At 66.6% G+C, this 14,496-nt stretch carries 13 protein-coding genes; 2 read left to right on the top strand and 11 right to left on the bottom strand.

What is annotated here, in order from left to right; genetic code table 11:
- Positions 1-415, bottom strand: a 415-nt coding sequence (locus AC1VAN_RS00585) for an alpha/beta fold hydrolase (protein ID WP_480985071.1), incomplete at its 3' end; no start/stop codon positions are given.
- Positions 416-556: 141 nt separating this feature from the next.
- Between AC1VAN_RS00585 and AC1VAN_RS00590 the strand changes: the two genes are divergently transcribed.
- Complete coding sequence (locus tag AC1VAN_RS00590; protein WP_480985072.1) at positions 557-1,330, top strand: AraC family transcriptional regulator; 774 nt, start codon at positions 557-559, stop codon at positions 1,328-1,330.
- A gap of 237 nt (positions 1,331-1,567) precedes the next feature.
- Here the strand turns inward: AC1VAN_RS00590 and AC1VAN_RS00595 are convergent, their stop codons facing one another.
- From AC1VAN_RS00595 to AC1VAN_RS00640, 10 genes are all read right to left on the bottom strand, one after another.
- Entirely contained in the window at positions 1,568-2,668 is a 1,101-nt protein-coding gene (locus tag AC1VAN_RS00595) for a hypothetical protein (RefSeq protein ID WP_480985073.1), read from the bottom strand.
- A gap of 509 nt (positions 2,669-3,177) precedes the next feature.
- Positions 3,178-4,455 carry a citrate synthase gene (locus AC1VAN_RS00600; RefSeq protein ID WP_480985074.1) on the bottom strand — a complete coding sequence of 426 codons (1,278 nt, stop codon included), beginning with the start codon at positions 4,453-4,455 and terminating at the stop codon, positions 3,178-3,180.
- A gap of 296 nt (positions 4,456-4,751) precedes the next feature.
- On the bottom strand, positions 4,752-4,994 hold the full coding sequence (locus tag AC1VAN_RS00605) for a type B 50S ribosomal protein L31 (protein WP_006389217.1): 243 nt from the start codon (positions 4,992-4,994) through the stop codon (positions 4,752-4,754).
- Positions 4,995-5,081: 87 nt separating this feature from the next.
- Positions 5,082-6,020: a nucleoside hydrolase gene (locus AC1VAN_RS00610; protein WP_032976990.1), complete on the bottom strand. Its 939-nt coding sequence runs from the start codon at positions 6,018-6,020 to the stop codon at positions 5,082-5,084.
- Between the two features lie 909 nt (positions 6,021-6,929).
- Positions 6,930-9,041: an ATP-dependent DNA helicase RecG gene (recG, locus tag AC1VAN_RS00615; RefSeq protein WP_478026691.1), complete on the bottom strand. Its 2,112-nt coding sequence runs from the start codon at positions 9,039-9,041 to the stop codon at positions 6,930-6,932.
- 7 nt (positions 9,042-9,048) lie between these two features.
- Positions 9,049-9,435 (bottom strand): RidA family protein, encoded by a 387-nt coding sequence (locus AC1VAN_RS00620; protein WP_025874214.1) that lies wholly within the window; start codon positions 9,433-9,435, stop codon positions 9,049-9,051.
- A 197-nt stretch (positions 9,436-9,632) separates the two neighbouring features.
- Positions 9,633-11,795: a RelA/SpoT family protein gene (locus AC1VAN_RS00625; RefSeq protein WP_025874213.1), complete on the bottom strand. Its 2,163-nt coding sequence runs from the start codon at positions 11,793-11,795 to the stop codon at positions 9,633-9,635.
- 106 nt (positions 11,796-11,901) lie between these two features.
- Complete coding sequence (rpoZ, locus tag AC1VAN_RS00630; RefSeq protein WP_480985075.1) at positions 11,902-12,201, bottom strand: DNA-directed RNA polymerase subunit omega; 300 nt, start codon at positions 12,199-12,201, stop codon at positions 11,902-11,904.
- Between the two features lie 110 nt (positions 12,202-12,311).
- A complete protein-coding gene (gene gmk / locus AC1VAN_RS00635; RefSeq protein WP_032976987.1) occupies positions 12,312-12,974 on the bottom strand; it encodes a guanylate kinase in 663 nt (220 codons plus the stop codon).
- The gene (locus AC1VAN_RS00640) at positions 12,971-13,831 is read right to left on the bottom strand and encodes a YicC/YloC family endoribonuclease (protein ID WP_032976986.1); all 861 of its coding nucleotides are present in this window, start codon (positions 13,829-13,831) and stop codon (positions 12,971-12,973) included. Before AC1VAN_RS00640 ends, gmk begins: the two co-directional genes overlap by 4 nt.
- 123 nt (positions 13,832-13,954) lie before the next feature.
- Between AC1VAN_RS00640 and rph the strand changes: the two genes are divergently transcribed.
- Positions 13,955-14,496: ribonuclease PH (gene rph, locus AC1VAN_RS00645; protein ID WP_480985076.1), on the top strand; the 542-nt coding region annotated here is incomplete at its 3' end.

Raw genomic sequence — 14,496 nt, forward strand, 5'->3', positions numbered from 1 at the left:
CGCCGGTACTGCGATCGATGACGCCGGTACTGCGATCGATGATGGTCCGACGCACGCCTACGTCCCCCGCTGCCGCTTCAAGCAGGCTTCGCGTCGCGGCGTCGTGGGCAATGCCGCCGCAGGGCACCGGCGCAATGGCCACCATGCCGTGTACCCGATCCGGCGCAAGCACCGCCATGCATTCAATGGCCATGCCGCCCATCGAATGACCCGCCACGCTGAAGCGTTCGTGGCCCAGGACGGCCATCAGATCCAATGCATCGGATGCAATCTCGCCGATGGTATAGGCCCCGCGTGCACCGCGCATGCCGCCGTAGCCCCGGCAGTCCATGAAGATGTAGCTGAAGTCGTCGCGCGACAGCCATGGCTCGATGGGCTCGAACGCGTGCGCGTCGCCGAACCAGCCGTGCAGCACCAGGACAGCATGGGGTCCGTGTCCCACGCGATGGAAAGTATTGGTCATGTGGTTCCATTACAGCTGAGGGGAGCATTGATGCTAGGCAGCGCGGATCCGGCCCACCGTCGATGACGGGTCAATCGCTATAGAATCYGGGCCATGCGCAATTCGCTGCTTGATCCCTACGAAGACCTGCCACGCGATGTCGTGGTCACCTCGAACGACTACGCCGCCGAATTTGCGTTTCCCCGCCATGCCCACCGGCGCGGGCAGTTCGCATTCGCCGCGCGCGGCACCATCAGTGTGGCCACGCCGCAGGGGCGATGGCTGGTTCCCCCACGGCGCGCCTGCTGGGTGCCTGCAGGCCTGGCGCATGAGATGACCATGCGCGGGCCAGTGACGATGCTCAACGCCTTTCTCTCCGCCGAGGCGGCCGACGCAGTGGCGCTGCCGGAGCACTGCCGGGTGTACGCGGTCTCTGCGCTGTTGCAGCAGCTGCTGGAGGCGGCGGTGGACCTGCCCCCGCTGTACGACGAGGACGGGCGCGCAGGCAAACTGATGCAGCTGCTGGTGGCGGAAATCGCATCGATGCCGACACTTTCCCTGCATGCACCGCTGCCCGCCGATGCACGCCTCGCACGTGTCTGCCGCGCATTGCTCGACAGTCCTTCGCTGGCAGTCCGCCTCGATGACGTTGCCGCCGAAGCAGGCATGAGCCGGCGCACGTTCACGCGCCTGTTCCGCGCCGATACCGGGGTGGGTTTTGCCGAGTGGCGGCAGCAGGTGTGCCTGCTGGTGRCCATCGAGCGGCTGGGACAGGGCCAGGCGGTGACGCGTGTGGCATTGGACCTGGGCTATGCAAGCCCGAGCGCGTTTTCTGCTGCCTTCCGGCGTGTGCTGGGATGTTCGCCGAGCCGGTACGCAGAAGCGTAGTACTCGGCCGATGCTTGGTTGTCATGCGCGCTGCGCGCGTGGGTCGAGCGTCGCTCGACGCTGTAAATGTCCATGCGCGACTGGATGGCATCAGGCCGCCTCGCGGCGGCCTGATGGATCTCACTCAACGACACGATCTCAGAAGAAGATCGCGTACAGGATCAACAGCGGAATCGGCACGCCCAAGAACCAGAGCAGAAGCGTTTTCATGGCAGGTCTCCTTGCATCAGATGCGGGTTACAGGTCGCGGCGACGGCCGCCCCAGGTGGCGCTGAGGCTGGCGAAGAACGCGCCGATCAGCAGGGTGATGAACAGCCACAGTGCGGCATAGGCCGTGGCCTTGCGCGCATCGTCGGCAGCTTGCTTGGCGGTGTTCTTGGCCTTCTCCAGCGCAGCACGCATGCGGGTCTGCACGTCGGTCACACGGGCCTGCGCTTCAGCCGGGCTCATGCCCGTCTCGCGCGCGATCAGCTGCGACAGGTACTGGGTATCGGCCGGGTCCAGGCCGTCCCCCTGCAGACTGTTGACGATGATGCGGTTCACTTCGGCACGGACTTCGCGGCGGTCGCCCATCGGGCCATTGCCCGGCATCGGGCGCGGCGGCGGCGGGGCCGTGCGGGCGTCACGTGGGCCGACGCTGGCGGCGGCCGGGGGCGGCGGCGGTGCGGCAGGGTCCRTTGGGCTGGTACCCGGCGCTGCGCCCGCTGCCGGCGCAACCGGAGGTGCACCGGCAGCGTCCGGGCCCGCCGTGGTGGCCCCGCGGAACAGCGAATCCACCCAGTAGTTGAGGTCGCTCTCCGGTGCGCCTGCAGCAGCGCTGCCAGCTCCGGCCACGGCAGCACCGGCAGTGGTGGCAGCGGCGCCTGCGGTCGCGCCGGCAACCTTTGCGCCGGCGCCCAGCACGCCACCGATGGCCGAGGTCAACAGGCCAGCAGTGAGCAGGGTCGCCACAGCCCAGGACACGAAGCCGTGCGCGGTGTCGCGGAAGTAGGTTTCATCACCGTGCAGCTGCGTCCACTTGGTGCGCAGGCGACCGGCCAGGTAGCCGCCAAGACCGGAAGCGGCCAGCGCGGTGAAGGTCAGCCACGCGACGCTGGTCCAGCCGAAGGTTTCCTTGGACACCCCTTCGAACGACCAGGGCGAAACCGAGGACAGGCCGAGGCCAACGCCCAGGATCAACAGGATCAGCGACAGTGCGGCAGCCGCAACGGCGCCGGCGAAAATGGCGCCCCAGGACACCGCGCTTTCGCTGGGCGGTGGCACGACGGGAGTGGCCACCACGGTGGCGATGTCAGGACCGAGTGGATCGCGCTCGGGCAGGTCGAAACGGGTACTCATGGGTTGGACGCTCCGTATCAGTGCTGCAGGTGCAGCTGGCGTCCTGAGGCTGCGCGAGCGCTTGTGAAGCTGGTGAGACCCTTGAATCACGCGGTCTTGCCGCGGCGAACATCGTGCCAAGCGCCCGGGCGCAGGAGATCCACGCCACGCGTGGATGGGAAAGCGTGCCAACCAAGGTTGGCATCYACCGAAGCCGGGGCGCAGTAGATCCACGCCWTGCGTGGATGATGTTCCGCGGACACCCAAATCGTGCCAACCAAGGTTGGCACCCACCGAAGCCGGAGCGCAGKAGATCCACGCCATGCGTGGATGATGTTTCGCGGGCGCCGAAAGCGTGCCAACCAAGGTTGGCACCCACCGGAGCCGGGGCGCAGTAGATCCACGCCATGCGTGGATGATGTTTCGCGGGCGCCGAAAGCGTGCCAACCAAGGTTGGCATCTACCAAAAGCGAAGCAAAAAAAACGCCCCGCAATCGCGGGGCGTCTTCAGCACAACCTACCGCAGGCGATCAGCCCTGGTAGTCGCGCACGTCGTGGCCGGTGTAGACCTGGCGCGGACGGCCGATCTTCATTTCCGGGTCGACCTGCTGTTCCAGCCAATGCGAGACCCAGCCGGAGGTACGGCCCAAGGCGAACATGACGGTGAACATCTCGGTCGGGATCTGCAGCGCCTTGTAGATGATGCCGCTGTAGAAATCGACGTTCGGGTACAGCTTGCGCGCGACGAAGTACYCGTCCTGCAGCGCGGCCTGTTCCAGCTTCACGGCCACGTCCAGCAGCGGATCCTGCACGCCCAGCTGCTTGAGCACCTTGCCGGTCATCTCGCCGATGACCTTGGCACGCGGGTCGAAGTTCTTGTACACGCGGTGGCCGAAGCCCATCAGGCGGAAGCCGGAGGTCTTGTCCTTGGCCTTGAGCACGGCCGATTCGACGTTGTCGGCCGAACCGATCTCTTCCAGCATCTTCAGCACGGCTTCGTTGGCACCGCCGTGGGCCGGACCCCACAGCGCGGTGACGCCAGCGGCGACCGACGCATACGGGTTGGCACCGGTCGAACCGACCAGACGCACGGTCGAGGTCGACGCGTTCTGCTCGTGGTCGGCGTGCAGGATGAACAGCAGGTCCAGTGCCTTGACCACGTCCTGGTTCAGCTCGTACTTGCCATCAGCCGACTCGAAGGTCTGCTTCAGGAATCGGCTGACGTAGTCCAGCGAGGTATCCGGCTTGTTGGCCGGCAGGCCCTTGCCGTGGCGGTAGATCAGCGCCGACAGGGTCGGCACCTTGGCGATCAGGCGCACGGCAGCCTGGCGGCGCTGTTCGGCGTCGGACAGGTCCAGCGAGGCGTGGTAGATGCCCGACAGCTGCGCGATGGCGGCGGTCAGGATGGCCATCGGATGGGCATCCTTGGCGAAGCTGCCGATCAGGGTGTTGATCGACTCATCGACGTTGGCTTCGGCAGCCAGCTCGTCGGTGAAGGCCTTCAGCTGCTCGGCGCTCGGGCGCTCGCCGTTGATCAGCAGGTAGGCCACTTCGACGTAGCTCGACTTTTCCGACAGCTGCTCGATCGGRTAGCCGCGRTACAGCAGCACGCCCTTGTCGCCRTCGATGTAGGTGATGGCGGACTTGCAGCTGGCCGTCGCGGTGAAACCGGAATCGTAGGTGAAATACCCCGTTTCCTTGGTCAGCTTCGCGATGTCGACGCAGTCGTTGCCGAGGGTGGGTTTGATGACGGGCAGAACGACCGACTTATCGCCGGCGTTGAGCGTGACCTGATCAAGATCGGACACTGTGTGCGCTCCTTCATGGGAAGGCGCCTGCCCAAGCGCATTGGTCAGGCACGTGAATGACGTCCTCGGCCTGTGCCGGGGATCAGGTCATTATCGCACAGCAGCATTTGCCGGGCGCTAGACAGAAGTCGTAGACGACAGGCAGCCGGCACCCTGCCAGCGAGCGGCCGGGATCGGCAAAAGCGTTGTCACAAGGACGCAGTGTTCCGTCCATCCAAACGCCCGTTGGGTAGGCGCTGGACAAAAACAAACGGCCGCGCAGAGCGCGGCCGTCGGTTCGAACCGGGAACGACGTATCAGCGCGCGTAGCGCTTCTGGAACTTGTCGATACGGCCCGAGGTGTCGATGACCTTGTGCTTGCCCGTGTAGAACGGGTGCGAAGCCGAGGAAATTTCAACCTTCACCAGCGGGTAGTCGTTGCCGTCTTCCCACTTGATGGTTTCCTTCGTGCTCATGGTCGAGCGGGTCAGGATCTTGAAATCGGAGGTGACGTCATGGAAGACGACGTCGCGGTAGTTCGGATGGATATCGGCCTTCATGGGCYCACACCGTAAATGGGCTGGTGGTCAAGAGCGGCATTATAAGCACTGGTTGCCGCCCGGGGCAACCAGTGCAGGGGGCTGACCTCAGTCCGCACCCAGGGCCTGGCGTACCAGGGCCTCGAAACGCCCTTGGTCGTAGGCCATCAGCAGGTCGCAGTTGTCCGCCTGGCCGGTCTGGCGGTTCCAGTCGACGATGGTCGCGCCGCGGCTGAACGTGCCGTTCAGTTCCACATTCAGCGGCCGCGATTCAACCTGCAGCTGCCCTTCCGGGTTCAGCGCCCAGGCCATGGCCAGCGCGTCGGCGGTATACCAGCGGCCGCCCTTGCTGTCTTCGGACAGGCCACGGGTCTTGCGCGAGATCAGCTCGTAGAAGCGCGCGCGATCGGAATCGGCACCCAGCCACTGCTCGGCTTCGGCCAACGGCAGGCCGTGGGCAACGGTGGCTTCCCAGTCCGACACCAGCAAGTGCGGGAACGCGGTGAACACCACATGCGCGGCTTCCGGATCGAAGGCGATGTTGAATTCGGCGGCGGGGGTGATGTTGCCGTGGCAGGTGACTGCGCCGCCCATCACCACGATGCGCTTGATGCGCTGGGGCAGGGTCGGATCGAGTTTCAGCGCCAGTGCCAGGTTGGTCAGCGGGCCGAGCATCACCAGCATCAGTTCGCCGGCATGCTGGTGCGACAGGCGCAGGATGGCCAGCGCGGCGTGCTCGGCGTCGGCCTGGCGGCTCGGCGGCGGCAGGTCCACATCGCCATAGCCATCGCGGCCATGCACGTGGGCGGCGTCGACGGATGGATGCAGCAGCGGATCGGGGCTGCCGGCGAACACCGGCACGTCGGTGCGGCCGACGATGTCGCAGAGCTTGAGGGCGTTGCGGACGGTGTACTGCAGGCCTACGTTGCCGGCGGCGATGGTCAGGGCGACCACGTCATGCCGTTCATCGGCGAAGGCCATCAGCAGGGCCAGTGCGTCGTCGACACCGGGGTCGGTATCGATCAACAGCGGGATCTTCTTGGTCATCGTTGCCGTCTTCAGATCGGCAACGAAGTGTGGACCGGGATGATGACCGTTGCAAGTACGGGGGTTCGGGTTCGGCCGGGCTGCGCCCTGCACCCGCCGAATCAACGGCAACGGCAACGGCAACGGCAGAAGCTGGCATTCCGTGGGATGGCGGGGTGGGTCCGGTGGCGGGGGACGCTGCAAGTACGTCCATGTAAGCTCGGTCGCCGCATCCATGCGGCTCACGCCCCCGCAACCGGACCCACCCCGCCTTCGACAGATTTCCGCGATCTGTCGGAATGGCATGACCTGCTTTTGGTGGGTGCCGACCCTGCTGCTGTTGGTGGGTGTCGACCTTGGTCGACACGGTAGATCCACGCCATGCGTGGATGGACGTCGGCGGGATCGGGAAAGATGACGTAATCGGCGTGCCGGGCGGGGCCGCGCTGCAATTGCAGCGTTTTCGATCTTTCCAACTTTTCTCATTGAGGCCCACAGTCCTTCATGGAAAACATGGGAGGCCATCGACAACGGATGGCACGGGCTTGCAATCCCGTTTGACTGCCTTGTTGTTTGCGCTTGCCTGCCGGCGTTGCGCGCGTGTTCCTGCGTGGCGTCCGGCAGGCAATCCGTCCGTGCGTTTTATGGCGGGCGGTGCGTGGGGGCTTCGCGCCCGCCGGCGTTCTTGAGGCCGTCACCGGTATTGCAACCACTCACCGCCCGCCACCCTCGCCTTCGCGTGGGTGGCCTCCTGCCTTGCGCACAAGGACCGCCGACATGACCGCGTCCCGTTATCCCTTCGGGTTGCTGCTGGCATGCCGGGGTTTGGCCGAATACATGGGCACGCAGTTGCCGGCAGCGTAGGAAATGCAGGGGTCGGATCCGTTGGTCGCAGGACAAGGGCTCTGACCCCGGCCGGCTGCCCGATCCTTACGCCGAGGCGTAGCGCACGGCCGTACCGATCCAGCGCTGCACCACGCGATCTGCAAGCGCCGGTTGCTGCGCCAGCAGGCGTTCGGCCAGCGCATGCACGCCCGGCAGCAGGCCGGCATCGCGGGCCAGATCGGCAATGCGGAAACCGGCCAGGCCCGTCTGCCGGGTGCCCAGCAGTTCGCCGGGCCCGCGCAGCTCCAGATCCTTCTCGGCAATGACGAAACCGTCGTTGGTTTCGCGCATGGTCTGCAGGCGTTCGCGTGCCATCTGCGAAAGCGGTGCCTGGTACAGCAGCACGCAGCGCGACACCGCCGAACCACGGCCGACGCGGCCACGCAGCTGGTGSAGCTGSGCCAGGCCSAAGCGCTCGGCRTKYTCGATCACCATCAGCGAGGCRTTGGGCACGTCCACGCCSACYTCGATCACGGTSGTGGCCACCAGCAGGTCGATGTCGCCGGCCTTGAACGCGACCATCGTCGCCAGCTTCTCGGCCGCTTTCAGCCGGCCATGCACCAGCCCCACGCGCACGCCCGGCAGCAGCGCCTGCAGCGATTCGTAGGTGGCCTGTGCCGGGGTGGCATCCAGTTCTTCGCTTTCTTCGATGAGCGTGCACACCCAGTACACCTGCCGCCCTTCGCGGCGGGCCAGGGCGATGCGCTCGATCAGCTCGGGGCGGCGATCGTTGTTCAGTGCCACGGTCTGCACCGGCGTGCGGCCCGGCGGCAGTTCGTCGATGGCCGATACATCCAGGTCGGCGTATTCGGACATCGCCAGCGTGCGCGGAATSGGCGTGGCGGTCATCACCAGCTGGTGCGGCACGTTGTTGCCGCCCTTGCCCTTGTCGCGCAGCGCCAGGCGCTGGTGAACGCCGAAGCGGTGCTGCTCATCGACGATGGCCAGCGCCAGATCGTGGAATACCACCGCCTCCTGCATCAGTGCGTGGGTACCCACCACCACCTGCGCTTCGCCGTTGGCAACCTGTTCCATCACCTTCGCGCGCGCCTTGCCGGTGACCTTGCCGGCCAGCCAGGCGATGCGCACGCCCAACGGCTCCAGCCAGCCGCGCAGGTTGTTGAGATGCTGTTCGGCCAGCAGTTCGGTGGGGGCGGCCAGTGCGACCTGCTTGCCCTGCTCCACCGCCAGCATCGCTGCCAATGCCGCCACCACGGTCTTGCCCGAGCCGACATCGCCCTGCACCAGCCGCAGCATCGGGCTGGGGCGCGCAAGGTCTTCGCGGATCTGCTTGAACACGCGTGCCTGCGCGCCGGTCAACGCGAACGGCAGCTGCTTCAACAACGCCTTGGCCAGCTTGCCGGGACCGGCCAGCGGCGGCGCGTGATGCGCCTGCAGCGCAATGCGCTGGCGACGCAGGCTGAGGTGGTGCGCCAGCAGTTCTTCCATTGCCAGCCGGCGCTGCGCTGGATGGGTACCGGCGGCAAGTGCGGCCAGGTCTGCATCCGGTGGTGGCTGATGCACGGTCAGCAGCGCACTGCGCAGCGATGGCAGGCCGAGGCCCTCGAGCCAGCCGGTCGGCAGCAGTTCCAGCGTGCTTTCTTCCGGCAGGCGATCAAGCGCCTGGCCGATCAGCTTGCGCATCGTCATCGGGCCGACGCCTTCGACGGTGGGATACACCGGGTCGAGGCGGTCGCCGAGATCGGGATCGTCGTTGCGGCCCAGCACCTGGTAACTGGGATGGACAATCTCCAACCCGAGGTGCCCCGGTTTGGGCGTACCAAAGCAGCGCAGGCGGTTGCCGACCGCGAACTGGCCGACCTGCTGCTGGCGGAAATGGAAGAAGCGCAGCACCAGGGTGCCCTGCCCTTCATCCTCCACTGCCACTTTCAGCATCGGCCGGTAGCGCATGCCGCGCTCGACGGCCACCACCCGCACTTCCACCTGCGCCGGAATGCCGTTGCGCAGGTCTTCGATGCGGGTCAGCCGGGTACGGTCTTCATAGCGCAGCGGCAGGTGCAGCCAGAGATCCTGCAGGGTGGCCAGGCCACGCGCCTGCAGCTTGGCGGCCACGGCCGGCCCGACGCCGGCGAGCACCGCAAGCGATGCTTCACCGGACGGTGCCAGTGCCGGGGTGACCGCCGCCTTGCGTGCCACGTGGCGGTCAGTCGATGACCATCACCGCGTCGACCTCGAAGTTGGCGCCCTTCGGCAGGCCGGAGACTTCGATGGTGGAACGGGCCGGGAACGGGGCCTGGAAGTAGTCCTGCATCACCGCGTTGACCTTGGCGAATTCGGCCAGGTCGGTCAGGTACAGGCCCAGGCGCACGACCTTGTCCAGCGAACCGCCGGCGGCTTCGGCCACGGCCTTGAGGTTGTCGAAGGCACGACGGGCCTGCGCTTCGACGTCACCGACGCCGACGATGTCGCCGGTGGCCGGGTCGAGCGGAATCTGGCCGGAGAAATACACGGTGTTGCCGGCGCGCACGGCCTGCGAGTACGGGCCGATGGCGGCCGGGGCCTTTTCGGTGTTGATGATCTGGCGGGACATGGGTCGCTCCGGTGCGTTGGGGGAAAACAGAGCGGTGATTGTACCGGGTGGGGGCAATGTCGGCTGGGGTCGGATCCTCTTCCCGTTGGGAAACAGCGCGGATCCGGTAGCGCCGGGCCATGCCCGGCGGCATTTGATTCATGCCGCGCCGCGCGCTCGCCGAGCATGGCCCGGCGCTACCAGAGTACGCGCAGGATCTACTGCCGGCGAACGGCCTGCACGACCGACAGGCGGCGCAGGCGACGCATCACTTCGGCCAGATGGTTGCGGTCGCGCACCTGGATGTTGAACGCCAGCACTGCGGCGTTGAAATCGCGGTCCAGGTAATCCACGCGCTCGATGTTGGAGTGGCTCTGCGCGATCGCAGCGGCCAGCTGTGCGAGCACGCCGGTGCCGTTCTCCACTTCCACCACCAGCGAGGTGTCGTAGTCGCCGGATACGGTGGTATCCCAGCCGATCAGCACCCAACGCTCGGGCGACTTGCGCAGTTCGGCCAGGTTCGGGCAATCCATGCGGTGCACCACGATGCCCTTGCCGGCGGTGTGGTAGCCCATGATGTCGTCGCCCGGAATGGGCTGGCAGCAGCCGGCGAAGGTGACCACGCCACGCTCGCTGCCGTTGATCAGGATCTTTTCCTGCGAGCTGTGGCGCGAATGCGCGCCGCCGCGCAGTTCGGCGTAGGCCATCAGTGCCTGCGCAGCCTGGGTCGGCATCCAGTTGCCCAGCGCGACTTCCGCCAGCAGGGCCTCCAGGCGCGGGAACCGGTGTTCGGCCAGGAAGGCATCCAGGCGGCCCTTGGGCAGGCGCTCCAGCGAGCTGTCCATCGCCTCCAGCGCGCGGTCGAGCATGCGGTGGCCCAACTGCACGGCGTCTTCGTGCTCCAGCTGCTTGAGCTGGTGGCGGATGGCGGTGCGCGCCTTGCTGGTCACCACGAATTCGAGCCACTGCGGCTTGGGCGTGGCCGAGCGCGCGGTGATGATCTCCACCGACTGCCCGGACACCAGCTTGGTACGCAGTGGCACCAGTTTCTTGTCCACGCGCGAGGCCACGGCCATGTTGCCGACGTCGGTATGCACGGCGTAGGCGAAGTCGAGCGCGGTGGAATTGCGCGGCAGGGCCAGGATCTTGCCCTTGGGGGTGAACAGGTAGACCTCGTCCGGGAACAGGTCGACCTTGACGTTGTCGAGGAACTCCAGCGACGAACCGGCGGCCCGCTGCGAATCGATCAGTTCGACGATCCAGGCGTGGGCGCGGCTCTGCGCGCTGTTGGGCGAATCACCGCCGAACTTGTAGGTCCAGTGCGCAGCCACGCCGCGCTCGGCGATCAGGTCCATTTCCTCGGTGCGGATCTGCACCTCGATCGGCGAACCATACGGGCCGAACAGCACCGTGTGCAGCGACTGGTAGCCGTTGGCCTTGGGAATGGCGATGAAATCGCGGAAGCGCCCATCGAGCGGCTTGAACGCGGCATGCACCGCGCCCAGCGAGTGGTAGCACTGCGGTACGCCGCGTACCACCAGGCGGAAGCCGAACACATCCATCACCTGGTCGAAGGATTTGTTCTCGTCGCGCATCTTGTTGTAGATGCTCCACGGGGTCTTGATGCGGCTGACCAGGCGGTGCTCGATGCCTTCCTTGGCCAAGCGCTGCGACAGCTGCACTTCCACCTGCGCCAGCGCCTCGCGGCGCACGACCGGCTGGCTGCGGATGTGCTTTTCCAGGATCGCGTGGCGCCACGGGTACAGCGCCTTGAAGCCAAGGTTCTGCAGTTCGCTCTTGACCAGGCTCATGCCCAGCCGCTGCGCGATCGGGGCGTAGATCTCCAACGTCTCGCGGGCGATGCGGCCACGCGCTTCGCGGCTCTGCGCGCCCAGCGTGCGCATGTTGTGCAGGCGGTCGGCCAGCTTGATCATGATCACGCGCAGGTCGCGCGACATCGCCAGCAGCATCTTGCGGAAGCTTTCGGCGGCCGCTTCCTGGCGGTCGCGGAACTTCAGCTTGTCCAGCTTGGTGACGCCGTCCACCAGTTCGGCCACGGCTTCGCCGAACTCGGCCGACAGGGCCTCGCGGGTCAGCGGGGTGTCTTCGATGGTGTCGTGCAGGATCGCGGCGATCAGCGCTTCCACGTCCAGGCCGAGCTCGGCCAGCACCTGGGCCACGGCCACCGGATGGGTGATGTAGGGCTCACCCGACTTGCGCGTCTGCCCAGCGTGCGCGGAGGCACCGACTTCCCACGCACGGCGCAGCAGCGGCAGCTGCTCGGGCGGCAGGTAGTGGGCGGCGCGTTCGAGCTGGAGGACGTAATCGGGTACGGCGGCAGCGGGGACTGCGGCGACCTTGGCAGTGGGGCCTGGGTTCATGGCCAAAGCCTATGCCAGCGCGACGTTTACGGCAAACCCTGAATGCGAAACAGCCCGCACGGGGCGGGCTGTTCGGCGTATCCAGCAATGACGTTGATCGATGCGATCAATCGTCGTTCTTGGACATGTCTTCGTCGGCGACCACTTCGGCGGCGGCCCACTCCAGCGCTTCGCGCTCGGYGCGCTCACGCTCGGCCTTCTCGACTTCGTCGATCAGCGCGTTGTCGATCTTGCGGGCAGCGATTTCGCGCAGCGCCAGCACGGTCGGCTTGTCCTCGGTCTCGCTGTTGTCCAGCGTGGCCTGCACGCCATTGGCGAGCTGACGGGCGCGCTTGGAGGCCATCATCACCAGCTCGAAACGGTTGTTAACGACTTCCAGGCAATCTTCTACGGTAATGCGGGCCATACGGGCTCCCGGCGACCGGTCGGCCGCTCAGTCGAATGAGGGAAAGGGGACGGAGTGTACTGGCAGGGGCTGGACAAAATCAAGCCAACCCCCACCGGACCCTTTAGGAATCAATCAGTTGAACCCGCATCCGGGGTCAGCAGGGCCTGGATCAGGCCGGCATGGCGGACCTTCTGGGCGTCCCGGCGCAGGCGGCTGGCGGTGAAGATCGCACACAGTTCGTCCACGGCGGTGTCGAACACTTCATTGACGATGACGTAGTCGAACTCGTTGAAGTGCAGCATTTCATCGCGGGCGGCGCCCAGGCGCTGGGCGATGACCGCCTCGCTGTCCTGGCCACGCTTGCGCATGCGGTCCTGCAGGGCCTGCTTGGACGGCGGCAGGATGAACACCGTCACCGTGCCCGGCACCAGCTGGCGCACCTGCTGCGCGCCCTGCCAGTCGATTTCCAGCAGCACGTCCTGGCCGGCGGCCAGCTGCGGCTCCACCGACTGCCGGGCGGTGCCCTTCCAGTCACCATGCACCCAGGCGTGTTCGAAGAAGTCGCCGGCGGCGATCATTTCCTCGAACTTCTCGGCGCTGACGAAGTGGTAGTGCTGGCCGTTCACTTCACCCGGGCGCATGGCGCGCGAGGTGAAGGAGATCGACAGGGCAATCTGCGGGTCGCGCGCCAGGGTGGCGTTGACGATGCTGCTCTTGCCGGCGCCGGAGGGGGCGGCAACGATGTACAGCGTGCCGCGTGCGATCGCGGCCGGGGGCGTGGAAATGCTCATTCGATGTTCTGCACCTGCTCGCGGATCTGGTCGATCAGCACCTTCAGCTCGACGGCGGCGTTGGACGTGCGGCTGTCCACCGACTTGGAGCCAAGCGTGTTGGCCTCGCGGTTGAACTCCTGCAGCAGGAAGTCCAGGCGGCGGCCGACCGGTTCACGCTGCTTGAGCACGCGGCGGATCTCGACGATATGGCTGGACAGGCGATCCAGCTCCTCGTCCACGTCCAGCTTCTGCAGCCACATCACCAGTTCCTGCTCGGCGCGGCCCGGATCAACCGGATGCGGCAGGTCGGCCAGGCGAGCGGCGAGCTTGGTGCGCTGACCGTCGCGAATGGCGGGAATCAGCGTACGGACCTCCGCGGCGATGCGCTCGATGGCATCCACGCGCTCGGCGATGGCGGTGGCCAGCGTATTGCCTTCACGCTCGCGGGCGGCGATGAAGCCCTCCAGCACCTGGTCCAGCAGCGCCAGCGCTTCAATCTGCAGGGCTGCCGCATCGGTGGCCTCACCCTGGGTGACGCCCGGCAGCTGCAGCAGGTCGGTGAAGCTGACCTGCAGGTTGGGGAAATCGGAGGTCAGCCGGTGCGCCAGCTGGCCCAGCTGGCCCAGCAGCACCTCGTTGACCTGCAGGCTGGCGGCCGAGTCCGGCGCGCGCAGGCGCATCACCAGATCCAGCTTGCCACGGCTCAGGCGCGCGGAAATGCGTTCGCGCAGCTGCGGTTCCAATGCGCGCAGTTCCTCGGGCAGGCGCGTGCCCACTTCCAGGAAGCGGTGGTTGACCGAGCGCAGCTCGCAGCCCAGCGTTCCCCACGGGGTGGAGCGCTCGCCGCCGGCATAGGCCGTCATGCTTCGAATCATGGATGTATCCGGTGCTTGCAAAGGGGGAATGGTACCCTAGCGGTCTCTTTTGAGCCCCTTTCCCCCGCCCCGTGAAGGCCGCGGGGATGGTGGCGTACTCCCTTTCCCTACGGAACCTGCCCCATGTCCGATTTCCGCCCCAGTGGCCGTCAGCCCGATCAGCTGCGCCCGGTCGTCATCCAGCGCGGTTTCACCCGCCACGCCGAAGGTTCGGTGCTGGTCTGCTTCGGTGAAACCCGCGTGCTGTGCACGGCCAGCATCGAGAACCGGGTGCCGGGCTTCCTGCGTGGCAAGGGCGAAGGCTGGGTGACCGCCGAGTACGGCATGCTGCCGCGCGCCACCCACACCCGCAGCGACCGCGAAGCCGCACGCGGCAAGCAGGGCGGCCGCACGCWGGARATCCAGCGSCTGATCGGYCGCAGCCTGCGCGCCTGCGTGGACCGCAACGCACTGGGCGAACGCACCATCACCCTGGACTGCGACGTSCTSCAGGCCGACGGCGGCACCCGCACCGCSKCSATCACCGGCGCCTACGTGGCCCTGGTCGATGCGGTGAACGTGCTGATGAAGCGCGGCGACATCAAGCGCAACCCGATCCTCGGCGCGGTGGCGGCGGTGTCGGTCGGCGTCTACCGCGGCACCTCGGTGCTGGACCTGGACTACGC

It is taken from the genome of Stenotrophomonas sp. 05L44_2 (assembly GCF_056665995.1).